The sequence below is a fragment of the [Bacillus] enclensis genome, assembly GCF_001456935.1.
Lineage (GTDB): Bacteria > Bacillota > Bacilli > Bacillales > Bacillaceae_B > Rossellomorea > Rossellomorea enclensis.
Genome location: NZ_KQ758482.1, coordinates 1,464,269 through 1,489,927 on the forward strand (window position 1 = coordinate 1,464,269; position 25,659 = coordinate 1,489,927).

The 25,659-nt window shown below is 45.6% G+C and carries 25 protein-coding genes and 1 other annotated feature (1 of these 26 running past the window's edge); of the genes, 7 read left to right on the top strand and 18 right to left on the bottom strand.

What is annotated here, in order from left to right:
• Positions 1–172: 172 nt before the first annotated feature.
• Complete coding sequence (locus AS034_RS07260; RefSeq protein ID WP_058297984.1) at positions 173–1,666, top strand: peptide MFS transporter; 1,494 nt, start codon at positions 173–175, stop codon at positions 1,664–1,666.
• An 88-nt stretch (positions 1,667–1,754) separates the two neighbouring features.
• Here the strand turns inward: AS034_RS07260 and AS034_RS22695 are convergent, their stop codons facing one another.
• The 3 genes from AS034_RS22695 to AS034_RS07275 form a co-directional block, all read right to left on the bottom strand.
• Complete coding sequence (locus AS034_RS22695) at positions 1,755–2,102, bottom strand: hypothetical protein (RefSeq protein ID WP_141687671.1); 348 nt, start codon at positions 2,100–2,102, stop codon at positions 1,755–1,757.
• Between the two features lie 108 nt (positions 2,103–2,210).
• Positions 2,211–2,735, bottom strand: coding sequence for a DUF84 family protein (locus tag AS034_RS07270; RefSeq protein WP_336433365.1), 525 nt, complete (start codon positions 2,733–2,735; stop codon positions 2,211–2,213).
• 119 nt (positions 2,736–2,854) lie between these two features.
• Entirely contained in the window at positions 2,855–3,928 is a 1,074-nt protein-coding gene (locus tag AS034_RS07275; RefSeq protein WP_058297985.1) for a M42 family metallopeptidase, read from the bottom strand.
• A gap of 166 nt (positions 3,929–4,094) precedes the next feature.
• On the opposite strand from AS034_RS07275, the gene AS034_RS07280 reads away from it, so the two are divergent.
• A complete protein-coding gene (locus tag AS034_RS07280) occupies positions 4,095–4,409 on the top strand; it encodes a PepSY domain-containing protein (protein ID WP_058297986.1) in 315 nt (104 codons plus the stop codon).
• 47 nt (positions 4,410–4,456) lie between these two features.
• Here AS034_RS07280 and AS034_RS07285 read toward each other — a convergent pair whose 3' ends face one another.
• On the bottom strand, positions 4,457–5,302 hold the full coding sequence (locus tag AS034_RS07285; RefSeq protein WP_058297987.1) for a YtnP family quorum-quenching lactonase: 846 nt from the start codon (positions 5,300–5,302) through the stop codon (positions 4,457–4,459).
• A 651-nt stretch (positions 5,303–5,953) separates the two neighbouring features.
• On the bottom strand, positions 5,954–6,598 hold the full coding sequence (trmB, locus tag AS034_RS07290) for a tRNA (guanosine(46)-N7)-methyltransferase TrmB (protein ID WP_032087301.1): 645 nt from the start codon (positions 6,596–6,598) through the stop codon (positions 5,954–5,956).
• A 568-nt stretch (positions 6,599–7,166) separates the two neighbouring features.
• Between trmB and AS034_RS07295 the strand changes: the two genes are divergently transcribed.
• A complete protein-coding gene (locus AS034_RS07295) occupies positions 7,167–7,445 on the top strand; it encodes a YtzH-like family protein (RefSeq protein WP_058297988.1) in 279 nt (92 codons plus the stop codon).
• Here AS034_RS07295 and AS034_RS07300 read toward each other — a convergent pair whose 3' ends face one another.
• The 5 genes from AS034_RS07300 to thpR all read right to left on the bottom strand — a co-directional run bounded on the left by AS034_RS07300 (position 7,446) and on the right by thpR (position 13,085).
• Positions 7,446–8,219 (bottom strand): phosphotransferase family protein, encoded by a 774-nt coding sequence (locus tag AS034_RS07300; RefSeq protein ID WP_058297989.1) that lies wholly within the window; start codon positions 8,217–8,219, stop codon positions 7,446–7,448.
• A 203-nt stretch (positions 8,220–8,422) separates the two neighbouring features.
• On the bottom strand, positions 8,423–10,573 hold the full coding sequence (gene pulA, locus AS034_RS07305; RefSeq protein WP_058297990.1) for a type I pullulanase: 2,151 nt from the start codon (positions 10,571–10,573) through the stop codon (positions 8,423–8,425).
• Positions 10,567–11,520, bottom strand: a complete 954-nt coding sequence (locus AS034_RS07310) for a diacylglycerol/lipid kinase family protein (protein ID WP_058297991.1) — start codon at positions 11,518–11,520, stop codon at positions 10,567–10,569. The genes pulA and AS034_RS07310 overlap by 7 nt, the downstream gene beginning before the upstream one ends.
• Positions 11,517–12,494 (bottom strand): nuclease-related domain-containing protein, encoded by a 978-nt coding sequence (locus tag AS034_RS07315; RefSeq protein ID WP_058297992.1) that lies wholly within the window; start codon positions 12,492–12,494, stop codon positions 11,517–11,519. Before AS034_RS07315 ends, AS034_RS07310 begins: the two co-directional genes overlap by 4 nt.
• A 24-nt stretch (positions 12,495–12,518) precedes the next feature.
• Complete coding sequence (thpR, locus tag AS034_RS07320) at positions 12,519–13,085, bottom strand: RNA 2',3'-cyclic phosphodiesterase (RefSeq protein WP_058297993.1); 567 nt, start codon at positions 13,083–13,085, stop codon at positions 12,519–12,521.
• Between the two features lie 573 nt (positions 13,086–13,658).
• Between thpR and cysK the strand changes: the two genes are divergently transcribed.
• The gene (gene cysK, locus AS034_RS07325) at positions 13,659–14,588 is read left to right on the top strand and encodes a cysteine synthase A (RefSeq protein WP_032087295.1); all 930 of its coding nucleotides are present in this window, start codon (positions 13,659–13,661) and stop codon (positions 14,586–14,588) included.
• 62 nt (positions 14,589–14,650) lie between these two features.
• On the opposite strand, the gene AS034_RS07330 is transcribed toward cysK, so the two are convergent.
• From AS034_RS07330 to pepV, 3 genes are read right to left on the bottom strand one after another with little or no spacing between them, the layout of a single operon-like run.
• Positions 14,651–14,938 carry a hypothetical protein gene (locus AS034_RS07330; protein WP_032087294.1) on the bottom strand — a complete coding sequence of 96 codons (288 nt, stop codon included), beginning with the start codon at positions 14,936–14,938 and terminating at the stop codon, positions 14,651–14,653.
• A gap of 13 nt (positions 14,939–14,951) precedes the next feature.
• The gene (dat, locus tag AS034_RS07335; RefSeq protein WP_058297994.1) at positions 14,952–15,818 is read right to left on the bottom strand and encodes a D-amino-acid transaminase; all 867 of its coding nucleotides are present in this window, start codon (positions 15,816–15,818) and stop codon (positions 14,952–14,954) included.
• 21 nt (positions 15,819–15,839) lie between these two features.
• Entirely contained in the window at positions 15,840–17,240 is a 1,401-nt protein-coding gene (gene pepV / locus AS034_RS07340) for a dipeptidase PepV (RefSeq protein ID WP_176716085.1), read from the bottom strand.
• Positions 17,241–17,612: 372 nt separating this feature from the next.
• On the opposite strand from pepV, the gene AS034_RS07345 reads away from it, so the two are divergent.
• Positions 17,613–17,834, top strand: a complete 222-nt coding sequence (locus AS034_RS07345) for a DeoR family transcriptional regulator (protein WP_032087291.1) — start codon at positions 17,613–17,615, stop codon at positions 17,832–17,834.
• An 89-nt stretch (positions 17,835–17,923) separates the two neighbouring features.
• Here AS034_RS07345 and AS034_RS07350 read toward each other — a convergent pair whose 3' ends face one another.
• Positions 17,924–18,640: a pseudouridine synthase gene (locus AS034_RS07350; RefSeq protein WP_058297996.1), complete on the bottom strand. Its 717-nt coding sequence runs from the start codon at positions 18,638–18,640 to the stop codon at positions 17,924–17,926.
• Positions 18,641–18,776: 136 nt separating this feature from the next.
• On the opposite strand from AS034_RS07350, the gene AS034_RS07355 reads away from it, so the two are divergent.
• Positions 18,777–19,001 carry a hypothetical protein gene (locus tag AS034_RS07355; RefSeq protein WP_058297997.1) on the top strand — a complete coding sequence of 75 codons (225 nt, stop codon included), beginning with the start codon at positions 18,777–18,779 and terminating at the stop codon, positions 18,999–19,001.
• Between the two features lie 36 nt (positions 19,002–19,037).
• Here the strand turns inward: AS034_RS07355 and AS034_RS07360 are convergent, their stop codons facing one another.
• Complete coding sequence (locus tag AS034_RS07360; RefSeq protein ID WP_058297998.1) at positions 19,038–20,660, bottom strand: putative polysaccharide biosynthesis protein; 1,623 nt, start codon at positions 20,658–20,660, stop codon at positions 19,038–19,040.
• 204 nt (positions 20,661–20,864) lie between these two features.
• On the opposite strand from AS034_RS07360, the gene AS034_RS07365 reads away from it, so the two are divergent.
• A complete protein-coding gene (locus AS034_RS07365) occupies positions 20,865–22,124 on the top strand; it encodes a BaiN/RdsA family NAD(P)/FAD-dependent oxidoreductase (RefSeq protein ID WP_058297999.1) in 1,260 nt (419 codons plus the stop codon).
• Between the two features lie 44 nt (positions 22,125–22,168).
• Here the strand turns inward: AS034_RS07365 and AS034_RS07370 are convergent, their stop codons facing one another.
• From AS034_RS07370 to leuS, 3 genes are all read right to left on the bottom strand, one after another.
• Positions 22,169–22,351, bottom strand: a complete 183-nt coding sequence (locus AS034_RS07370; RefSeq protein ID WP_032087287.1) for a sporulation protein Cse60 — start codon at positions 22,349–22,351, stop codon at positions 22,169–22,171.
• A gap of 118 nt (positions 22,352–22,469) precedes the next feature.
• Positions 22,470–22,784, bottom strand: a complete 315-nt coding sequence (locus tag AS034_RS07375) for a rhodanese-like domain-containing protein (RefSeq protein ID WP_032087454.1) — start codon at positions 22,782–22,784, stop codon at positions 22,470–22,472.
• 276 nt (positions 22,785–23,060) lie between these two features.
• Positions 23,061–25,475 carry a leucine--tRNA ligase gene (gene leuS, locus AS034_RS07380; RefSeq protein WP_058298000.1) on the bottom strand — a complete coding sequence of 805 codons (2,415 nt, stop codon included), beginning with the start codon at positions 25,473–25,475 and terminating at the stop codon, positions 23,061–23,063.
• 109 nt (positions 25,476–25,584) lie between these two features.
• Positions 25,585–25,659 (bottom strand) — a binding site (T-box leader); it runs 147 nt beyond the window's last position.

The window sequence follows — 25,659 nt, forward strand, 5'->3', positions numbered from 1 at the left end:
GTTTTTTCTTTGCGAAACCAAGAACTTTAGACCTAAATTATCTTACTATTCTAAAATAATAAAATCTTGGTAAAATAAAAACATTTTATGATATACTTACTAGTTTTAAAAGTTTTTTTGACTTTATGAAAATATTAAAATATTATAGTAAAAGAACTAAGGAGGTTGTAATATGTCGTCAATTAATAAACAGAAAATTGTGGATAGTGTTCCCCAGAAAGGATTCTTTGGACACCCTAAGGGACTATTCACGCTATTCTTCACGGAATTTTGGGAGCGCTTTTCTTACTACGGAATGCGCGCAATCCTTGTATACTATATGTATTATGAGGTTTCAAAAGGCGGCCTTGGTTTAGAAGAAGGCACAGCTTTAGCAATCATGTCTATTTATGGTTCACTTGTTTATATGTCAGGTGTGATCGGAGGCTGGCTGGCAGACCGTATCTTCGGTACATCGAAAGCCGTCTTCTACGGAGGAATCTTGATCATGTTCGGGCATATCGCCTTATCATTCCCGGGCAGTCTTTCAATGTTTTTCGTTTCAATGGTATTAATCGTACTGGGTACAGGTTTATTAAAACCGAACGTATCGACTGTTGTCGGTGAAATGTATGCAGAAAATGATACACGCCGCGATGCTGCGTTCAGTATTTTCTATATGGGGATCAACATGGGTGCGTTCCTTGCACCGCTTCTGACAGGGGCACTTATGAAGAGCTACGGATTCCACTGGGGATTCGCACTTGCCGCAATCGGTATGTTCTTCGGATTAGTCGTTTTCTTGATCACAAAGAAGAAGAGCCTGGGTCTTGCTGGTACGTATGTGCCGAACCCGCTTAATGCTGCTGAAAAGAAAAAATACGGTTCCCTCACTGCACTTGTGGTGATTGCACTGGCAGTTATCCTTGGGATCACCATTCCTAATGGAATGTTCACCTTGGATGTATTCATCAATTTAGTCGGAATTTTCGGAATCTTGGCTCCAACTATCTATTTCATTATTATGTACAGAAGTCCTAAAACAACAGCAACTGAACGTTCACGCGTCCTTGCATATATTCCATTATTCATCGCTGCCGTTATGTTCTGGGCAATTCAGGAACAAGGTTCTACGATCCTTGCTGCTTATGCAGATAAACGTACACAGCTTGATTTCATGGGAATCGAAATCTCACCTGCATGGTTCCAGTCTCTTAATCCGTTATTCATCATTCTGCTTGCGCCTATCTTCGCCGGAATGTGGGTAAAACTTGGTGACCGTCAGCCAACGATCCCTCAGAAATTTGCAATGGGACTTCTTTTTGCAGGGTTGTCATTCCTTGTCATCCTGCTTCCTGGTTATTTCTCAGGTGAAGATGCATTGGTCAGCCCGCTATGGCTTGTATTGAGCTATTTCATCGTTGTCCTTGGTGAATTGATGCTTTCACCTGTCGGCCTTTCAGCCACAACGAAACTTGCTCCTGAAGCATTCTCGGCTCAAACGATGAGTCTTTGGTTCCTTGCTTCAGCAGGTGCACAAGCATTGAATGCACAACTTGTAAGATTTTATTCAGCTGATTCAGAAATGCTTTACTTTGGTTCCATCGGAGGGGCAGCAATCGCATTAAGTATCATCCTCTTCCTGCTGGCACCTAAAATCCAAGTGTTTATGAAAGGTGTTAAATAATTTATTGTTTAAGCCCCCTGATCCGTTCAGGGGGCTTTTATTATAAAAAAAGACCCCGCGCTAATAAAAGCGCGAAGCCTTCTGACTTTTACCAGAACCAGCAGCAATTGCCGCGGTGTCTTCTGCGGTCTTCTGCACCGCCGACATCGTCTCTTCTATGACGGCATCTGCCACGGTTATCTTCAGCACCGCGTACATCGTCATTTCGTCTTCCATGACATCTGCCGCGGTTGTTGTCCTCTGCTCCTCGTACATCATCTCTTCTGCGATGGCATCTTCCACGGTCTTCAGCGCCAGCTACATCATCATTTCGGCGGCGGCATCTTCCGCGGTCTTCATCTCCTCTTACATCATCACGTCTTCCACAACAGCCGAATAAGTCCCAGCAGCAATTGTTTCGACGGCCTTCCACTCGGTCATGTCTTCTGCACCCCATAAATCAAACCTCCCTGCATAAGAATTATCAGTGAAATAGCACTGACATATTTTATCTTATGAGGAAGGCATCAGATTGGTATGGGCCAAGTAGTAGGAAATTGAGGGGTCAGGATTGATTTTTTTTATATTTCCATTGCCCGATCAACAACTGGACGACGTGAAAGAACATGGCATCACGAGTGACGATCCCATCAGTGAATACACCAACTGCCCCCTCATTTTGACGGATGCCTGTTTTGGAAGTGAATTCATCCATGAGCGGACCAAGCTCCCTTCCCTTTCTGAGCCCTTCCGCAATTTCTGTCGGCAATGAAATACGAGCCCCTCCAGCAATGATTTCATTGCCGTTTCGATCAACCAGACTTCCCCAGTTGCAAAGGAACATCCCATATAAACTTTCAGTCACTCCTCCTTCAAGACCGATGCCGATATCGGCGTCCGTCATCCTCAACACGTTCTTTGCCCGGTTAAGAGCACCTTCGATCGTCTCCTGATCGGAAAAAGGCTGCTCACTTACATTTGACTCCGTTTTCAAGCACTGAAAGCTCACATCATCAAAACGTCCCTGAAATCCTTTTTCAATTGCTTGTACTTTCGCTTTGTTTTGTGTCCCTATTGCGATTTTCAACAAATTACGATACCTCTTTTCTTATAACATCCCGAGCCGGATTCCCCGCCCAAAAAAACTGCCTCTGAAAGAGACAGTTCTTAGCTTAGCCTATATAGTTAATCTTTGTCAGATTCAATCGATTATCCATTTCTTTTGATCGTGTCGATCGTCGAGCGGTCACACTGCTTGACAAGTTTCACAATCAATTCTTTTGCCGCTGCATAATCGTCAACGTGGATCATGGATGCATGGGTATGGATGTAGCGTGAACAAATGCCCACTACAGCACTCGGCACCCCTTCGTTTGAAATATGGACTCTTCCTGCATCCGTACCGCCCTGAGATACGAAATATTGATAAGGGATGTCATTGGACTCCGCAGTATCGAGTACGAATTCCCTGATTCCTTTATGCGTCACCATAGATCGGTCAAGGATCCTGAGAAGGGCCCCTTTTCCAAGCTGGCCAAACTCATTCTTATCACCGGACATATCATTTGCGGGACTTGCATCAAGTGCAAAGAAAATATCCGGTTTGATCATATTAGCTGCGGTCTGGGCTCCGCGCAGGCCCACTTCTTCCTGTACTGTCGCACCGGAATATAGTGTATTGGACAATTCAGTACCTTGGAGTTCCTTCAGAAGCTCGATGGACAATCCGCATCCATAACGGTTATCCCAAGCTTTGGCAAGGATCTTCTTTTCATTTGCCATTGGGGTGAACGGACAAATCGGAACAATCTGCTGACCCGGCTTGATTCCGATTTCAAGTGCATTCTCTTTATTATCTGCACCTATATCGATGAGCATATTTTTAATATCCATCGGTTTTCTGCGCTGCTCTTCCCCCAAAAGATGCGGAGGGATGCTGCCAATCACGCCTGTGACGGGACCGTTTTCCGTGATGATCTGCACACGCTGAGCAAGGAGAACCTGGCTCCACCAGCCGCCAAGGGTCTGGAAGCGGAGCATTCCGTTATCGGTGATGGAAGTGACCATGAAGCCGACTTCATCCATATGCCCTGCTACCATGACAACCGGATCTTCTTCCTGGCCCCTTTTCACTCCAAATACTCCACCGAGGCGGTCCTGTACCACTTCATCGGAATACGCAGCCAATTGTTCCTTCATGAATTGTCGGACTGCATGTTCGTTCCCGGGCGCCCCAGGCAACTCAGTCAATGTTTTAAATAAATCCAATGTATCTTGTTTCATATATTCTGCCCCTTTTTTAAAAAAATTCAGTTATGTATACTTTCATTTTACAGAACTTTCTCATGTCTTACCACCAATTAAGACAAAAGCAGTTCTCTTTTTTTCAGATTCTTTGTTAGAATGTACCTATATGCAAGTTTGTAATCAAGGCTGTGGAGGGATAAAGATGAACTGGAAGTCATTCATTTTAGGAGTGGGCATCGGCGCTGCCGGCGGGTTATTAGTTAGCGGGAAGCTAAAAGAAACAAGCCTGGTTTCAGCCGAAAAGGTGTTAAAGGATGTAAAACTCTCATTTAAAAAAGAAGGGAAGGTCGACGGGTCTTGGATTTCAATGAAACCTGAAGATTATCAAAAGCATTCCCTGTCGACAAAAGTCTATAAAGGCGGGGTATCACGCAGGAGTGAAGGCCGCCTGGAACAATTCGAATTCCTGGCAGATGCCTATACGGGCACTGTAATCGATGTTTACCCTATCTCTTAAGGTATGAAAAAACAGGATGGCAAAAGTGTCATCCTGTTTTTTCATGATCAAACTTTTCCTCTAGGTACTTCTTCGATGATTTCCCCGTCCCTGTTCCACTTCAGTGCTCTGTAGACGGCGTCGTGATAGAACAAGAACCACCACTCATTGTCGATGGCCTGATTGACCCACTTATCTTTTGCATGGATCGATGTCATTGGATAATCATCGTAGGCAAGGACCCAAAGCGGGTTCTTATGTGCATGGGTCGGCATGATATCCGCCATATGGATGAACGTCTCGCCGCCGTGCTCGATGATGATGATCGAATGTCCGTCACTGTGCCCGCCCGTATGGACCATGCGCAGTCCCGGCAGCACTTCTTTTTCTCCTTCGAACGTCTTCACCTGCCCTGCGATGCTCTCCCAGTTTTCTTTCCAATATGTATTTCTCGAGCGGATATTCGGCTCCCTCATCTCGTCCCATTCAACCTTGGACGTATGAATCTCGGCATTCGGGAATACCGGGACAAGCTTCTCCCCCTCATATTTCGTGAGTCCGCAAGCATGATCGAAGTGCATATGCGTCATCAGGATGATATCGATATCAGAAGTCGTCAAGCCAAGCTTCTCCAAGGATTCCTCTACCGATGATTCCTCGTGCACCCCATAATTCCGTTTCTGTTTATCATTTAATTTCCCTTTTCCTATTCCGGATTCAATGAGGATATTTTTACCTTGATATTGAAGAAAGAGCGGATCGGTTCGCAGCTCGATCTGGTTCAATTCATTGACTGCGTATTTTTTTGACCAAAGAGGTTTCGGCACCACTCCGAACATCGCGCCGCCGTCCATGTGCGTGACGCCCCCATTCAGCCAGTGAAATGTTAAATCTCCTGATTTCAATGATTCCATATTGTCCATTCCTCCTTTGTTCGTACGGTTTTATTTTATCAGAATTTACGGACGACTTATATAGATAAGCCTGGGGATAGTCTTAAAAAAGTCGCTATTGATTCCCATGCAAGACTTCGCTTTCCGCGGGTAGCAAGTGAGCCTCCTCGGAGTTAAAGCTCCTGAGGGGTCTCACCTGTCCAGCTCCGGCGGCTATAGACTCGAGACATATGCCATGCCATCCAAAAAGGCAAAACCCCGGCTCTGAACAAAGCCCTTTCGCTTTTCTTATAAGCTACTCTTCCCGCAGGAGTCTTCGTCTTTCACTTCAATCAACCGCTGGAGCAGTTTCAAAAAGGAGTAATTAAATAAATGAAAATTCGACAAGCGGCGCAATTAATTTGGAAAGTGGCGCAATTATCTTGATACAGGCGCAATTATCCTGAAAAATGGCGCAATTACCAGTTCACGGACCGCTGGAGGACTGTGATTCCACCTAAAATTACCCTTCCCTCTATAAAAACGCGGCAATACAGTGTTACTTTTGCCAAAACCAACAAGTTTTTCAATTAAAATTCAAATTTCATCTACCATATAAAGAAGACCTCCACCTCAAAACTGAACTCATACAAAAAAGCACCCCGCAAAACTCATCGGGATGCTCTCCTACTATTATTGATTCTGATATTGCGCTTCAACGCGGTAGATCCGCTGGCCTTTTGCTGAGAATTTTTCTTCGTATTCGGTCATGATGTTTCCTTCAAAATCGCTGTTGTGCAAATCCAGGCTCAGGAATTTCAAGTGAAGGCCGTACCATGAAAAGCTCATCAATGAATATTCAAACAAGCCTTGATTATCAGTCTTGAAGTGGATTTCCCCGCCTTTGATCAGGATATCCTCATAAAGCTTGAGGAATGTTTTGTAAGTGAGGCGGCGCTTTTCGTGGCGGTTTTTCGGCCATGGATCAGAGAAGTTCAGGTATACCCTGCCAACTTCTTCAGTTGCAAAGAAATCGGTCAGGTGGCGTGCATCCACGTTCAACAGCTTTACATTCGGAAGCTCGGCTTCTATCAAGCGGTCAAGGGCTGTCACGATGACACTTTCATATAATTCGATACCGATGTAATTGACTTCGGGATTCGCTCTTGCCATTTCCGTGACGAACTGGCCTTTCCCGGTTCCGACTTCTATATGGATGGGATTGTCGTTTCCAAACACTTCATTCCATTTGCCTTTTTTCTCTTCGGGCTGCGCGACCACATACTGCGGGTTCTCGCTGATTTTTTCTGAAGCCCATGGTTTATGTCTTAAACGCATGTTGTGACACCTCATTTATTAGTTTGGCCCATTGAAATCCGCTATTGATTTCCGTGCAAGACTTCGCTTTCCGCGGGCGGGCGGTGAGCCTCCTCGTCGCTTAAGCTCCTGCGGGTCAGAAAAGCGGAGGGGCTTTGCTCAGAGGCGGGTGGCATAAGGCGAATCGTCCACGAAGGCGTTCTTTGCCTTCTTGGACGATTTGATTTATGACATGTGCCTCTAAGCCCCAGAGCTGGACAAGTCTCAACTGTCTCGCTTTTCCCGCAGGAGTCTTCGTCTTGCACTCCAATCAATAGCTGGATTCTGTTAAAACAAAATAACAGAGCCACAAATTTAATTTAAAACTGTTTTCATATAAGACGTTTTCCTCAAAACAATTCATATGAAAACAGCTCTACCGAAAAAAACAATAACAGATGAATGGGTACTATGCAACACTATTTTGCGTACAGACCATTTCAAAAAACCGACGAATAAATAGAAAAGGAATCCACACACTAAATGTGAATTCCTGTTTTGTTTTCGCAGAAGAAAACGATGCAAAGATCTATATGAAAGGGTGTACGTCATGCCTTTAGATTCCCATTATCAAATGCAGTTGTTAAAAGATATACTCTCCAATCATCAGACAGATTGCTGCGGTTCAGTATCTGAATGTGAGCAGGTAGAGCGATTAGTCAAGTCGTTGATGGTCAACACGGAAATAAATGAAAATATAAAGCCGGTCCTGCAAGAAATTTATCAATACGGTCAAAGCGGAGCAGGCAGCTCTGACCTCGATACTCATATTACGAGCAAACGCCAAAACCTGTCTCAGTGGGTTTCGGATATGGATCAGTTCTCCTGATCAAACAACCTTATGCAAATATTCGATCCAGTGGTTCATTTCATGAAAGCGTCCTTTCCCTTTATGCCATTGTATGGAAAGGATCGTTTGAGCCACTACATACCATTTCATCCTCAATCTCAGATTGTCTGTCAGCTCAACACCATATTGGTTGAGCCACGCAGGCCATTCTTCCTCGGGGATGTACCAGTACAAAAGCATTCCTACATCGAAAGCAGGGTCGGCGATCATTGCCCCGTCCCAATCGATCAAGTACAGCTGGTTGTGATCGGAAAGCAGCCAGTTGTTATGATTGACGTCTCCGTGACAGACTACGTATTCATCCTGCCGAACCTCTTCCAGTTCTTTTTGCAGAAATAATAACGCCTGCCTTACTACCGGCAAAGAAAGGAGATCGAACTCCAGCCCCGTTTCCACTTCTGTGAGCATATGTTCAGGCTGGAAAGGTTCCTGGCCCAGTCTCTCAAGCATGGTGGACAGTGGCTTTGAAGAATGGATTTTCTTGAGCAGTCTTGCAACCCGTTCATTCTTCATTTCTTCCGGATTGAGTTCTCTTCCATTTAACCAGTGCTGTGCTGTTATTACGTCCCCATTTTCCATTCGCTTTGTCCAGACAAGCTTCGGTACGATGCCCTCTGCCGACAATACGGCTAGAAAAGGAGAAGAGTTGCGTTTAAGAAACAGCTTCTGCTCTTGATACTGAGCAAAAAAAGCTTCTCCGGTGGCACCGCCTGCGGGGACTATTTCCCAATCTTGGTCAAATAAGTGTTCCAATATTTTCACCTTCTATTGGTCCTTAGTCGTGTTCATGTATTTCAATCTTACGTTTATTATCGTCATTACAATTCATACATTTAATAGATCAACTTAAAAGTCTTATAAAACAAAAAAGACAGCTATTGGGCAGATCAATCAATAGCCATCTGTTTTTGATTTTATCGTCATCTTCTCATTTCGTCAAGCTTTGGAACGATGTGTCAGCGGACGATGACATAGGAACAAATCCCCTCAAGCCCGATGGAATCACCGTCCAGCTCCCGTAAACCGTTCACATTCGCTTTCTTTCCGTCTGACAGCATAGTCCAGGACTTCCCTTTGGGAAGCGGGAACCTGACATTGCTGCTTTCACCTGAATGAAAGATAAGAAGCAATTCATTCCACGGACCATATGGATGGACATCCCGGTAGTGAACTGATACAAGTTTTTCTTCAGGATGATGCACAAATGCATGTTTTCTGATAAGGTCCGATTGCCTGAAGCGGAATGCACCGTGACTTTTTCTGATTGCAATCAATCCCCGGATATATTCGATATCTTCCTCATGCCTTTCCCTTCTCAGCCAATCAATCCGGTTTATTTCCACCGGTGAATTATAGCTGTTCTCCACACCCTGTTTGGTACGGAAAAATTCCTGGCCGGCATGCAGGAATGGTATCCCCTGAGAAAGCAGCACCATCGAAGTCGCCAGCTTCTGTCTTTTCATCAGAAGTTCATCCTCTTCCTCAAGACAAGCTTTCATTTTATCCCAAAGTGTATGGTTGTCATGTGATTCTACATAATTGACGGATTGGGCCGGCTCGTTAAAAATGCCTTTGTCACCATCCGTGACACCGATGCTCCCCGTCAGCACCAGCTCCACTTTTGCCTCCAGATTTCCGTGGCCGAGGGCAAATCCTTTATCGTGAAGATTGAATGTACTCCCCTTAATGGTGTCCCGGAAACAATCATTGAATTGACCAATTCCCTTGAGGCTGTTTGCATTCCTGAGATTGGCTTTCCTGTCCGGCGCAATGGGTGTGTTCAGGTCCCAGCCTTCACCAATCAGGATGGCACCGGGTAGAATTTCATCCACTTCATCACGGATTTCATTCATTGTCGTGACATCAAGGATCCCCATCAGGTCGAACCGGAAACCATCCACCCCATACGTCTTCAGCCAATAGCGGATGGAATCCTTTATGAACTTCCGTGCCATCAACCGTTCGGATGCAAAATCATTTCCCACTCCCGTCCCATTGGAGGGGAGTCCGTTTTCATCGTGCCGGAAAAAATACCCCGGGACAAGCTTTTCGAATGAAGATGTTTCCTTGACAAATACATGATTGTATACGACATCCAGAATGACCCTTATATTTTCTTCATGCAGGGAATGGATGGCGGATTTCAGTTCTCGGATCCGTCCGGCCGGGTCGGCTGGATTCATGCTGTAGCTTCCTTCCGGGGCATTGAAGTATAAAGGATTATACCCCCAGTTGTAACGATTATCTGCCGGATCATCCGATACTCCGTCGAAATCATTCACAGGCAGCAATTCAACATGCGTGACCCCCAGCTCTTTCAAATAACTTATGCCAGAAGATAACCCGCTGGGTGTCCCTGTTTCTTTCTCGGTAAATGCAAGATATTTGCCCTTGAACTTCATCCCGCTTTCTTTTGCACTTGAAAAGTCCCTTACGTTCAACTCATAAATGACTGAATCGACCGGGGAAGGAAGAGGCTGCAAGGATGAACATCGCGGGGTTATTTTTTCCGGGTCCACTGCACATCCCCATTCACTGTTGAAGGAAACAGACTTTGCATACGGATCGACCAGCTCGCTCCAGATAAGATTGATGCACGTCAGGAAGGTATAATGCCAGCCTTCAATGTTTTCCCTGATTGTCAGTTCCCACACGCCGTTTATAGATCTTTCCATGGCAAGTTGAACAGCATCCTCTTCCTGTGGTGCCTTTAACTTCACCTTCACTTCAGTAGCAGTCGGGGACCACACTTTAAAAACAGCCCTGTCTTCTTCAAAGGTGAGACCCAGATCGTCTCCGTCATAGTAAAATTGCCTGTCAAATTCGTCTGTGCGGATGACGGCCCCTATTTGCAGATCCGTTTCCGTGTTATGTTCGTCTTTGATGGTATACGTTCTTCCAAGTTCCAATTCGTCCGCCAGGGATACCGTATATTTCATTGCATCATCGAGCGGTATCCTTTCCTTCAGTTCAAGAGGGATTTCATTCCCGTCCTTCACCAGGGTAAACCGGCTGGATTGCCCCCCATGATACGAATAAGGGAGAATCAGGGTGATCATATGAAATGTATCCAGGAATGCTTCGTACTGCCGACTAATGACTAACACTTCTCCCACCTGCTTCTATTTAACATTTTCCACATGCCGGGGGTCACCTCTGCATGGAGTTCCCTGCCTTCATCGATGACTCCCGCATAATCGCCATCTGCATGCACGGGTATTCCCTTACGGCTTTTTATCTTGATACTTCTTCCTATTAATGTATGGACTTCTTTTAATTCAGTATGTTTTCCGAAAAAGACAGATATAAACAAAAACATCAGCTTCCATTTCGAAAGCCCGGATACAATGGTCAGGTCAAGCACACCATCATCCGGACGTGCTTTCGGGGCAATTTTCATTCCTCCCCCAAAATAAGGCTGATTCGAAACGGTGATGAACCACACTTTTTCAAGCGTATGTTCTACACCGTCAACTTCCATCACTGCCTGAAATGGTGTAAAGGTGAGCGCTTCCCGGCAAAGGATAAGTGGATAGACCAGTTTCCCAAGCGACCAGCGGTTCAATTTCCTTTTTAACCGTGATTCATTTGCCTTCCTGGCAATCAAGGCATCAAACCCTACTCCTATATTATTCACAAAATAGTGATTTGGCCCCCCTTCTATAGAGAAAAGGCCTGCATCCAGTGAAATCGGTAAAGCAGTATGTATGGTTTCCTTTATCAGTTCGTACGCTTCTTGTTTGCCCGATGGCCACCTATACCCGCGGGCAAAATCATTTCCGCTTCCTCCGGGAATATACCCGATAAAGATATTCTCAAAACCGGCTGTACCGGAAATAATCGAGTTCATAGTCCCGTCTCCCCCGACTCCGATCATGTAGAAAGTTTCACCGGGATTTGTACGTATAAGCTCCCCTGCGATTCTTCTCACATCGTCCGGGTGATCTGTGATGTATAACGAATGGGGAATGGTGATGCTCTTACGAAACTTTTCCCAGGAGGAAAGCGAATGATGATTCTTTGCAGAAGGATTCACAATAAAGATAGTCTTCATTGGGAATCCTCTTCCGCTCCCGTGTTCCAATCTTTAAGGGTCTCATGCTGGTAGTGCATCCGTTGAAAGGAGGTCGTCTGACAGTAATCCAGAATCGATTTAGCTGCTTTCAATTGAACACTTTTTATCGGTGACCGGCTTGACCGCTGCTGATTGAACCAGCTCTCATGCTTCCTCTTATCGATGAATTCACAGCCTGCAGGCGCCTGGGGATAATCGATATACCCGTTTCTTGAGACCACGGCTTTGTGTACCGGCAGTTCAATACCGGCATACTCAACGATCTGACCGATGATGCGTTCCATCCTTCTCAATGAAATCAGCGGATTCAACACCCTTGATTCGGCGTCTCCCCATTTTTTCACCCAAAAACGATCCCCCGAACCGATGTAAGCCGTCCCGTTCTCAAATTCCAGGAAGGATAAGCACCATATTCCTGTAGGCGTAATCAGGACAACCTCCAGTTCAACGGGGGCATTTTTTATTTTAAAAACCGGAAAATATAAAACAAGGATGTTATCAGGAAAGCGCTGAAGAAGGTATTTAAGCCTCTCATCATAATAATAGCTGTTATCTACATAGGATTTTTCTGATATCGTCGAGCTTGCCCACCTTAACTGGAATTCAAAGATGGAATCCAGGAAGTGCTTCTTCAACTCTTCTTCGGAGGCAAATTCAGCATGCGGGTTCATCTCAAGCTCAATCGCATCATCATCCTTCTGAGCTGGGTTGTCACTGTCTTCCGTTTCCCCCTCCTCTTTCTTTTTAAAAAAGGACATGAATTTACGGGTGACGGTTGTTTTTTCTTTCTCGGGTTCTTCTTTTTCCAGAGAAGGAAATCCACCGCCGTTTTCCCAGTGAATTTTCATTTTTTCCCATTGCTGCTTTTTTAATCGTACAAATTGGGAAGGATATCTATATAAATCGGTTTCATATCTTGAAACATAATCTTGGAGTTTTATCAGCTGCGCCATCAGGAGTCCTTCCTTTCAGGTTATTTAGGGCGATTCATTCAAGTGTATCGTATGGACCGCTTCATATTTCGGTGTGCGATCCATATGCGTTCGGTATAGAACGATCTCTTTTATCAGGTGGCCGGGAGTTTCTTCCGGGTTGAAACCACTCAGCCATTCCTTTGAAAATCGTGTTGACTTGTTCCATTTCCGCCCGACGGTGACATGGGGGGTGAAAGGTCTGGTTTCCAATTGAAAGCCTGCTTCTTCACAGGCTTCATACACCTTTTCACGGATCTGATGAAGAGTCGAAGACGGGTTCACACCCATCCAGAAAATTCTCGGCTCATCACTTTTCCCGAAAGTGCCGAACCTCTTTAGCGAAAGCGGGAAACTCCCCAGGTTATGTAAAGACTCTGTTACATGGTCAATGGCCGCATCTAAATTTTCTTGTGCAGCATCACCCAGGAAAGCCAGAGTGATATGGTAGTCTTCCGGATGGACGTATTTCTTAAAAGAATCCTCTTCCTTCATGGGAGCAGTCAGTCTTTCTATCTCCTTCTTCATCTCGTCCGGTAATGCACATGCAAAAAAATAATGAGTTTTTAACATAACATTCCATCCCTTTTTGTTAGTCTTTTATAAAGTATATAGTCAGTTTAATACCTCATTAATATATTTTTGTTCTAAAGAATCATACTTAAGTTATTTGTATACCCATTTTGAGTCTTACTTATTGTCATTGTATAAAGTTATTGCAGGTTCCAGCAGTTGATTGAAGTGCAAGACCAAGACTCCTGCGGGAGAAGTGTCTAATAAGAAAGCGGAAGGGCTTCGAAGAGAGGTGGGTGGCATATGACGAATCAGCCACGAAGGCGTTCTTTGCCTTCTTTGCCTTCTTGGCCGGTTTGGTTATGACATGCGCCTCTAAGCCCTGCAGCTAGACATGTGAGACCTCTGAGGCTCACGGTTCATCCGAGGAAAGCGAAGTCTTGCACTGGAAATCAACTACGGTGTTTATAAGAACAAACTTTGACTTATTTATCTCTATTTTAGCAAATTGTGCTAAGAGAAAGAATCTCCTAAGGGAAATGCAATGAAAATGAAATACAAAGCCTATATAGTTGATAAGATTTATATGAATGAGTACCATATAAGTAGAGAATGCAGGAAAGGAAGTTGACCATGAAAGTAGTACAGAATATTGCTGAATTAATCGGGGATACCCCCCTTGTTAAGTTAAATCGCCTGAATCCTTCTGATGGTGCGGATGTGTACGTTAAACTTGAATTCTATAATCCGAGCAAAAGCGTAAAAGACCGGGCTGCCTTCCAGATGATTGTCGAAGCTGAAAAAGAAGGCCTGCTGAAGGAAGGTTCGACGATCATCGAGCCGACGAGCGGAAATACCGGGATCGGCCTTGCTATGAATGCAGCGGCAAGAGGCTACCGTTCCATCCTGGTCATGCCTGACACGATGACACAGGAGCGGATCAACCTGTTGAAAGCATACGGAGCGGAAGTCGTATTGACTCCAGGGGATGAGAAGATGCCTGGTGCAATCGAAAAGGCAAAAGAACTGACAAAAGAAATCCCGAACAGCTTCATGCCGATGCAGTTTGAAAATGACGCCAATCCGAATGCCCACCGTAAAACGACGGCACTCGAAATCATTGAAGCGATGGAACAGATCGGCAAGCCGCTGTCTGCTTTTGTCGCGACAGCTGGGACAGGAGGAACCATTACTGGTACTGGCGAGGTACTGAAGGAACAGTATCCGGATATCCAGGTACATGTCGTAGAGCCTGCAGGTTCACCAGTCCTTTCAGGCGGTAAACCAGGCAAACACAAGCTTGTAGGTACGAGCCCCGGCTTTGTCCCTGATACACTGAATACAGAGGTATATGATAAAATTCATAAAATCGAAGACGAACAGGCATACGATATAGCGAGAAGGATGGCAAGGGAAGAAGGCATTCTTGTAGGACCGTCTTCAGGTGCTGCCTGCTACGCTGCAATCGAGGTTGCCAAAACATTATCGCCTGACGATGTGGTCATCTGCATCGCATGTGACACAGGAGAAAGATACCTTTCAAGCGACCTGTTCCGATTCTAAATTCAAAAAAATTCCAAAGGCCCGTCCCGTACTGCTTTAAAGCAGTGCGGGACGGGCCTTCGTTATAGGTCTTCTTTTATTTTACGGTAATGCGAGATGAACGGGTCGGGTGAAGACTTTACCACGAACGTAAGGACACCTTCAATGGTATGGAGATAAAGGAAAATATATCGGGCCGAGAGATGCTTCTTCGTCACGTCCAGTACTTGATGCAGCCCGAAGCTCCTTTTAGGCGTCACGATCTTATCACTGTACAGATACAGATATTCCTCCGACTCCACCGTAAACTGCTGATTGTCTTCAATCCTGCGCTCTTTTTTCATGAAAGCTTGTGAACATATCAATTCCATCCCGCATCCTCCGTCAAACTTGAAGTTTATTACATTCTTTCTCGATTCTCTCTGTGAACCATTCCTGGAGTTTCCTTGTCACAGGTCCTGGTGCCCCCTGTCCTATGACCGTTTCATCCACCTTAATGACGGGCATCACTTCTGAAGTGGTGCTGGCGATGAACAATTCATCAGCAGAAAGCAGTTCATCCACCGTGAATGTCTTCTCGACGAACTTCACACCGTGTGCATCGGCCAATTCTTTAATGACTCTCCTTGTGATACCGTTTAGGATCAGATTCGTAGCCGGATGCGTATAAACCGCCCCGTCCTTGACCATGAAAGCATTTGACGAGGATCCTTCCGTCACTGTCTCGCCGCGATGCTGGATCGCTTCAAAATGGCCCCCTGAAGCAGCCTCCTCTTTGGCAAGGATATTCCCTAACAGATTGAGGCTCTTGATATCACATCGGAGCCACCTGATATCCTCTACAAGCGTCGTAGTAACACCTTCGTTCATTGATTTTACAGGCCTTTTAAACTCTTTCGTATAAGCCACCACACTACCGGGAACATCCCCCGCAGGGAAGTGATGCTGCCTCGTCGATATCCCCCTTGAAACCTGGATATAAACGATGCCCTCTTGGACATTATTCATTTCGATCAATTTGAACACAATGGAAGTGAATTCCTTAAGTTCAAATGGAATCTTGAGCTTCATTTTATCTGCACTTTGATACAGGCGCTCCATATGTTCATCCATCGTGAAGACATTTCCGTTGTAGACGCGGACAACCTCATAGATCCCATCACCGAATTGATAGCCGCGGTCCTCTATATCCACTTTCGCACCGGATCTTTTCACATAATCCCCATTAAGAAATACCGTTCCTTCAGTCATTTCACTCTCTCCTTTAGATCCTTAGGATTTGCAGGCCAATTCATAGATTGCCTGAGCATAGATCGCCGTCGCTTTTAAGAGATCCTCAATGTACATGTATTCATCTTTTTGATGAGCAATATCTTCCCTTCCCGGGAATAACGGTCCGAATGCCACGCCTGCTTCAAGGCTCCTTGCATAAGTCCCGCCGCCGATGGTGATGAGTTCCCCTCTTTCACCCGTCTGCTCTTCGTATACTTTTTGCAATGTCTGTACAAGCTCGTCATCCGATGACACATGATGAGGCTTGCTGTCCGTGAAATTTTCAACAGTGAAGCTTTCAATGGACTGAAGGGTTTCTTTCGCCTTCTCCATTTCGTAATCGACACCGTAGCGCATATTAAGGCCTAGGCGACCGCCTTCTTCATGGAAATAGCGCAGCTTTCCGACGTTGATTGTCAGGTCTCCTGTGATTTCATCACGATGGCTGACGCCAAGCTTCACGCCCCGGGATTCCTTGAAAAAAGTTTCTTTTGTAAAAGCAAAGAAGTTTTCTGCCTGCGCGTCCAATGGAAGCTCGGTAAGGAAAGCAGCGAGGTACAGTCCGGCATTTTTGCCGTTATCTGGCTCCATCCCGTGTGCGGACACACCTTCCACCTCAAAGATCACTTCTCCGTTTTCAATATAATATCTTCCCTTAACTCCTTCATTCTTTGTGAAGATTTCAAACTGCTGCACCCATTTTGTATGGTCTTCCTCAAGATGGACGACCGCTTTTGCAAAATCAGGTACCATATTATAACGGCGGCCGGATTCAAACGAGATAACTTGATTCCGAGATCCATTTCCTTCTCTGCCCGTTCGTTGGACAAGATCATAGTCCGCAATCCCTTTCTCCGCATAAATGATCGGGAAGTCAGCATCAGGAGCAAATCCCATCGATGGCATTTCTTCATTCTTGAAATAGTGATCCACACATCTCCAATCACTCTCTTCATCCGTTCCGATGATCATCCGGATCCGCTTGTTGAAATCCGGCTTCAGTTCTTTTACGATTTTCATTGCATAATAGGCGGCCATGGTAGGACCCTTATCATCGATCGCACCTCGGGCATAAATCTTCCCATCCTTGATTTCTCCGCCAAAAGGATCGACACTCCAGCCGTCTCCTTCAGGCACGACATCCACGTGGCAGAGGATCCCAAGAAGTTCATCCCCTCCCCCGAACTCAAGATGACCGGCAAGATTCCCGACATTCTTTGGGGTGAATCCATCTTTTTCGCCTAGCATCAATAAATAATCCAGCGCTTCCTTCACCCCTTTGCCAAGCGGGGCATCATCAGTGGCATTCTCTTCATCCAGCACACTTTTGATTTGTAAAAAATTCTGCAAGTCTTTCAATAAATCATCTTTGCGTTTCTCGACTTCCTGTGTCCAGTTCATCATTCAACACCTGCTCATTATGTATTTAATCTCATTCCCCTCCATTTTATACTGTTTAGACAGGAAATCCAAACAAGGAGAAAGACCTATGTTAAAAAGTTTAACCTTCTAATTTTCAGAATTATACATCTTTTTACCAGATCCCTCATACAATGGGGGTAACAAAGGGAGACCCCGTTAATTGTTTGTAAATTTAGACAATATTATAGAATTTTTTCAGGAATAGGGGTACAATATAATTGTCAGACATCTTATGAGTAAACGATAAAAGGAAAAGGGGTTGTCTAAAGCGCATAGTACATAGGTAGCACGTGAGGTGCACACATGGCGATGTAGTCTTTGACTTTGGAAAAATGATGAGGGAGTGGTTCTTTGAAACCTTCAACCAATCGTATGCTAACAAGAATAAAAGCTGTATACATGTACATCAACAAGAAAGGTACTGTAACAACTCAAGATCTCGTTGACGAATTTGGCATTACTCCTCGCACCATTCAAAGGGATCTCAACGTGTTAGCTTACAACGACTTGGTGCAAAGCCCAAGCCGCGGCCAATGGACAACAACCGAGAAGAAAGTAAAGATGTCTTCATAGAGAGAAAGAAAAAGAGTAATAATATGAAAATTCCAGCCCCTGAAGTATGCCACTTGAGGGGCTGGAATTTTTTCATTTTCAGGATAAAATCAAGGACGGTACTCCTTCAGCATCTCCACTTCTTCATCCGTCAACTCACGATATTCCCCAAGCTCAAGATCCTCATCCAGTTTCAGTGGCCCCATCGTTAGACGCTTCAGATACACAACACGCTTCCCGACGCTTTCAAACATCCTCTTCACCTGATGAAACTTTCCTTCCGTGATCGTCAACTCGATATCGGAAGTGAGCCCGGATTTTAAGATCACGAGGTCACCTGGCTTGGTGTGGTACCCGTCCTCAAGTGTCACACCTGCTTTAAAGGCCTCAATATCACGCTCGGTCACTTCGCCTTCGATCACGGCAAAATACGTTTTCGGCACATGCCGTTTCGGGGAAAGAAGCTGATGGGACAATTGTCCGTCATTGGTGATCAGAAGCAATCCTTCCGTATCTTTATCGAGCCTTCCGACAGGGAATGGATTGAAGATCTGGTCATCCATCTGCAGAATATCGATGACCGTCTCCTCATTGGCATCCTCGGTCGCTGAAATCAGTCCCGGCGGCTTGTTCATCAACAGATAGATGAACTCACGATATTCCACTTTATCTCCGTACAGCATGACGGTATCTTTTTCAGTGTCAACATGGACTTTCCCGTCCTTGATGACCTCCCCATTTACCTGGAGACCGCCATCCTTCAGCAGTTTCTTCACTTCTTTACGGCTTCCATAGCCCATATTCGCAAGCAATTTATCTATTCGCATACTGACAACTCCTAATTCATTTAATTCTTCATTGTTTCATTCGGTTCCTTCTTGGGTTATAAGCCCATTCATTCTCCTATTTTACACATAGGCTGGTAATGATAAGCAAGAAAATATCCTTCATGAGGTGAAAATGATGTATCCATATCGACAGCAAGGAACAGGCGGCATTTTGATCCCGATCCCCCTTCCCGGCGGGGGACAGCAATACCCGGGTTATCCCGGCGGCGGGGGAGGCGGCGGTTTCAATGATCGCCTGGACCGGTTGGAAAGGCAATATCAGCGGCTCGACCGCAGGGTTGACCGCCTTGAAAGACAAGTAGAAAGACTTGAAAGGCAGCTTGGCTACTATAATCAGTAAATGAAAAGAGGGGATGAGCACGTCATCCCCTTTTTTTTATGAACCGATCCGAAGACGGCTTCTGATCTTGCTGATCCTGTCCCCGAATAGTTTATCTGCAAGCTTGCTTCTGAGGCTGAGATAAAAATAGACAAGCGCTCCTGCACCACCGCAGACCGCGACCAGGATGATAGATTGGAATCCTGATGCAGGATTCAGGAACTGTTTCAAGATACCATACAGAATCAGGACGACAACGGCCATGACGACATTCATGATACCAATCGCCACAGTCCTCCTGAAAATAAGCTCGAATTTATAGCGTGCGTATTTTTTAATGATATACAGGTTGATGGCAATAGCAACAGCATAACCGATGGTTGTGGCCATGACAGCACCTTGTGTTTCGAACATCCGTATCAACGGGATGTTCAGGACAAGCTTCAAGAGCAGTCCTACGAGCAGACTGAAAATGGTGAACTTCTGTTCATCGATGCCCTGCAGGATGGCCGCAGTGACGGCAAAAAGAGCAAACAGGATCGCAACCGGCGCATATGTCCTGAGAATCGATGTACCCAGTTCATCACTATGATAAAACAGCGTGTACGTAGGCTCCGCCAACAGGGCAATCCCGATCGATGCAGGGACCGTCAGGAACAGCAATATTTGAAAAGATTGATCGATATTCCTCCGCATCGTCTTCCGGTCACCGCTCGTATACGAGCTTGTAATAAGCGGGATCAGCGTCATGGAAAAAGCAGTTGCCAATGACACAGGGATGATGACTAGCTTATGCGTATAAAAGTTCAAGACCGCAAAAGCATGGTCGGAAACTTTTGCATTACCGATATCCGCCATCGCTGTATTGAACGTGATCTGATCCACAAGCTGAAACAGTGGATTGGCCAGTCCAACGAAGATGAACGGGATAGAATAGGCAATGATTTCTTTATACATCTTCGGTAAAGAAACATCCGCTTCCCCCCGGTCTTCCTCCAGCAGCACATCCAAATGAGGCTTTCGCTTGAACCAATACCAGATCAAAACGGCAAGGCTTGCGAGACCTCCCACAAATGCAGCGAACGTCGCTACGCTGATGGCAGTGGTGACCGAACCGTCCATTACATCCAATACGACATAAATCCCGCCGAGTAAAAAGATGATGCGGACAATTTGTTCGATGACCTGAGATACGGCTGTGGGGCCCATCGACTGATGCCCCTGGAAGAAACCGCGTATCAGACTCATGAACGGAATGATGATGAGCGCAAAGCTGACCGCCCTGATCACCGTCGTTACCTGTGCGACGGAAATGACCTGTTCATCACTCTTGATGGTCATCTCTGCAAAGACGGGTGCAAAAATGTACATGACCAGGAATGAAAGGATCCCCGTCAGCGTCATAAGGAGCAATCCGGATTTAAAGAGCTTTCTCCCGACGGCGTATTCCCCAATCGCATTATATTTCGAGACGAATTTCGAAACAGCAAGCGGCACCCCCGCGGTCGCCACTGTCAAAAAGATCGTATAGGGCACATATCCATACTGATACAGCGATGCCCCCTCTTCATGACCCTTCAGCAGTTCATCGAACGGTATAACATAAAAAAGACCCAAAAACTTTGAAATGAAGGTCCCAAGCGTTAAAATAAACGTTCCTTTTATTAATTTTGATGACATAATATCCCTCTCTGGAAAAGCATATTCCATTTAGGAACATGCGTTATTACTTCGAAAAATTTTCACACTATCATAGTTTACTACTGTCAGTATCGAATGACAATTTTTTTCGGACGGAGGCAGTTATGAAATGAAACTTTTTATAGGGGCTTGTTTTTGATAATATTAACTGTTGAGAAGTAAAACAATAAAGTTGGTGAAGAAATGTCAGCATATGACGTAATCGTAATAGGAGGGGGACCGTCCGGGTTGATGGCAAGCATCGCTGCCGGTGAAAACGGATCAAAGGTCCTTCTTGTAGATAAAGGAACGAAACTCGGCAGAAAGCTTGCAATTTCAGGCGGCGGACGCTGCAACGTGACTAACCGCCTGCCGATCGACGAGATCATCAAGCACATCCCGGGAAACGGGCGCTTTTTGTACAGCGCATTTTCGGAGTTTAATAATGAAGACATCATTTCATTTTTCGAGAAACTCGGCATTCATTTGAAAGAAGAAGACCACGGACGGATGTTCCCCGTCTCAAACCGGGCACTGGATGTCGTGGAGGCTCTTCTGAACAGGATGAAGGAACTGGGCGTAGAGACAAGGACGAACACTGCTGTTGAAGAAGTGATCTACGAAGACGGGGAAACAAAAGGAATCCGCTTGATGGACGGAGAAGTGATCGATGCAAAAGCCGTGGTCATTGCCGTTGGCGGAAAGTCGGTCCCTCACACAGGCTCCACCGGTGACGGATATCCTTGGGCCAGAAAAGCCGGACACACCATCACGGATTTATTCCCGACCGAGGTGCCGCTCACATCGGAGGAACCATTCATCAAACAAAAAGCCCTTCAGGGACTGTCCCTCAGGGATATTGAATTGAGCGTCCTGAATCCAAAGGGCAAAAAGCTCATCACCCATAAAATGGACATGATTTTCACTCATCTGGGGATATCAGGGCCGGCAGTCCTGAGGTGCAGCCAATATGTTGTAAAAGCTATGAAAAAATGGAAACTGACCCATGTGACGATGGTCATTGACTCAATGCCGGATACCAACGAAGAACAACTCTTCCAATCCCTCTATAAGCAGGTAAAAGAAGAAGGCAAAAAAGCGGCCAAGAATATCTTCAAAGGCCTGGTTCCCGAACGGTATTTGCTATTCCTGCTCGACAAGTCAGGAATGGATCCGGATGAAAAGGGAGATCATCTTTCATCAGAAAAAGTACGTCATTTTGTAAAGCTGTTAAAGCAATTCACATTCACTGTGAACGGAACCCTTTCAATCGATAAAGCCTTCGTGACGGGAGGCGGCGTGTCAGTTAAGGAAATCGAGCCGAAAACGATGGCATCAAAGAAAATGCACGGCCTCTTCTTCTGCGGGGAAGTACTCGATATCCACGGGTACACCGGGGGCTATAACATCACAAGCGCCCTTGTGACGGGACGTCTTGCCGGATATAACGCAGCAAGAGTATAAAAGAGAAAGGTTGATCGTCTTAATAATAGACGGATCAACCTTTTTTATTTTCGATAAATGACCATGGCGGAGAAGCAGTATATCTGTTCTTCCTCTTCTTCCGTCAGCGCAGCAATATGATATTTGATATCGACGACTTTCTTCTCATCCACTTTACTCAGGAATTGATTCATATCCTGCTCCAAATCCTTCTCATGTTCATAATCAAACACTTTGACCTGGATCATCCCGCTCCCACCTTCTTTTAGAAACTATCACTAGTATTGTCGGATTTTTCAATTTTCAAACAAATCCACGTAAAAAAACACATTCCCTATTAAAGGAATGTGTTTCAGTGATCACATATTATTTCTTGGGAGCCGTTTCGCCGCCCCAATTCATCATGCCGCCTTCCATGTTCACCACTTTGTAGCCTTGTTCCTGCATATAGTGGGCAACATTTCCGCTGCGGTTTCCTGAGCGGCAGATAAAGATATATTCTTTATCCTTCTCAAACTTGTCCAATGATTCAGGGATATCGCCCATTTTGATGTGACGCGCTCCAGGAATCATCCCTTCTTCTACTTCTTCATCTTCCCGTACGTCCACCAATAATAGGTCTTCGCCGTTTTGAAGTTTTTTGTTCAATTCATCTGTTGTAATCGTTTTGATTTCAGTCATTTTCTTCACCCTTTCATGGTAATCCATTTTGATTATATCAAAGGTATTCCCTATCACAAAAAATTTACACATGTGTGGGTATCGGGGGAGGGGATGTACCAGGTACAAGGAGGCTGGTTTGTACCTGGTACATCCTATCCTTGTTTTGTGGTGCCTGGCTCAAAACGCCTCTTTTGTGCCTGGCTCAAATCATCTCTTATACGCTGGCACCACAAACAGTGTCCATCACAACAAAAAAAGGAACGGACCAAGAAAAGTCCGTTCCCGCATTCAAAATCAGTTCGCCACAATATTCACTAGCTTGCCAGGTACGGCAATCACTTTACGCACTGTTTTTCCTTCAATTTGGTTCTTGATGTCTTCGTTTTCCATCGCTGTTTTTTCAAGTTCATCCTTGTTCATGTCGCGAGGGATCATCACTTTTGCTTTTACTTTGCCGTTGACCTGAAGGACGATTTCCACTTCGTTGTCCACAAGTTTTGATTCATCAAATGACGGCCATTCCACGTATGTGATGGAATCTTCGTGTCCAAGTTTCGCCCAAAGCTCTTCCGTCATATGAGGTGCGATCGGCGCAAGGAGCTTCACGAAACCTTCGACATATGCTTTTGGAAGGGTCTTTGCTTTGTATGCTTCATTGATGAAGACCATAAGCTGGGAGATCCCTGTGTTGAAACGAAGACCTTCATAGTCTTCCGTGACCTTCTTGACCGTCTGGTTGTAAATTTTATCAAGGGCCGGGTTCGCAGTGTCGGACACTTTCCGGGAAAGCGTACCGTCTTCCTCGATAAGAAGGCGCCATACACGGTCAAGGAAACGGCGGGCTCCATCCAGTCCGTTCGTGCTCCATGCAACCGATGCTTCAAGCGGCCCCATGAACATTTCATAAAGACGGAGAGTATCTGCTCCGTGAGATTCGACGATTTCATCAGGGTTTACGACATTCCCTTTTGATTTACTCATTTTTTCATTGTTTTCACCAAGGATCATCCCCTGGTTGAACAGCTTCTGGAACGGCTCTTTCGTTGGCACGACTCCGATATCATAAAGGAATTTATGCCAGAAACGCGCGTACAGAAGGTGTAGTACCGCGTGCTCAGCTCCACCGATGTACATATCGACCGGAAGCCAGTCATCCATTTTCTTCGCATCCGCAAGTGCTTCCTCGTTATGAGGATCGATGTAGCGAAGGTAGTACCAGCAGCTTCCTGCCCACTGCGGCATTGTATTTGTTTCGCGGCGGCCTTTCTTGCCTGTTTCAGGGTCTTCTACATTTACCCAATCGCTGATGTTGGCAAGCGGTGATTCACCTGTTCCGGATGGTTTGATTTCAGTCGTCTTTGGAAGGACAAGCGGAAGTTCGCTTTCCTGAACACCTGAAGTTGTGCCGTCTTCCCAGTGAATGACAGGGATTGGTTCGCCCCAGTAGCGCTGGCGGCTGAACAGCCAGTCACGAAGGCGGTATGTGACTTTCTTCGTACCGATTTCTTTTTCTTCAAGCCACGCAATCGATTTTGTGATTGCTTCTTCTTTACCAAGTCCATTCAGGAAATCAGAGTTAACGTGCTCCCCGTCACCTGTGTAGGCTTCTTTTTCAACGTCTCCGCCGGCAACCACTTCAACAATTGGAAGATCAAATTGTTTAGCAAATTCGTAGTCTCTTTCATCATGGGCAGGTACGGCCATGATCGCTCCAGATCCGTAACTCACAAGAACGTAATCTGCAATCCAGATCGGCATTTTGCTTCCGTTTGCAGGGTTGATCGCATAAGCCCCTGTGAACACACCTGTTTTTTCTTTGGCAAGATCGGTGCGTTCAAGATCGCTCTTTGTTTTCACCTTATCAAGATAAGCTTCCACCTGTTCCTTTTGTTCGGCAGTGGTGATTTTCCCGACTAGATCATGTTCAGGCGCGAGCACCGCGTACGTTGCACCGAAGATCGTATCAGGACGTGTAGTGAACACATCGAATGATGCATCGTGTCCGTCAATGTTGAAGACGACTTCTGCCCCTTCAGAACGTCCGATCCAGTTGCGCTGCATATCCTTGATGCTTTCCGGCCAGTCGACATCTTCAAGGTCTTCAAGAAGACGGTCCGCATAAGCCGTGATCTTAAGCATCCACTGTTTCATCGGGCGGCGTTCGACCGGATGGCCTCCGCGCTCGCTCTTCCCGTCGATGACTTCTTCATTGGCAAGAACCGTACCAAGCGCCGGGCACCAGTTCACTGCTACTTCATCAACGTAAGCCAAGCCCTTTTCATAAAGCTTAAGGAAGATCCATTGTGTCCATTTGTAGTAGCCAGGGTCAGTCGTGTTCACTTCACGGTCCCAGTCATAAGAAAAACCAAGCGCCTTGATCTGACGGCGGAAGTTATCGATGTTCTGCTTCGTGAATTCGGCAGGGTCGTTTCCTGTATCAAGAGCATACTGCTCCGCAGGAAGACCGAATGCATCCCAACCCATTGGATGAAGGACGTTATATCCCTGCATACGTTTCATTCTGGAAAGGATATCCGTTGCGGTGTAACCTTCCGGGTGGCCTACGTGAAGGCCTGCACCTGATGGATACGGGAACATATCCAGTGCATAGAAATTCTTTTTCGACTCATCTTCGGTCGTTTTGAACGTTTTGTTTTCTTCCCAATACTGCTGCCATTTTGTCTCAATGCTTTTATGATCAAAACTCATATTGAGATCCTCCTTTATCAAATGAATGGATTGTGGTTCAGACGGACGGTTCGTTCTTTGATCAGGCTTATTTGAAGCAAAATAAAAAACTCCCATCCCAAATAAAAATATTTGGGACGAGAGTTATGTATATATTCTCCCGCGGTACCACCCACATTAGTGTACGCGCACTCAGCTTCATTCA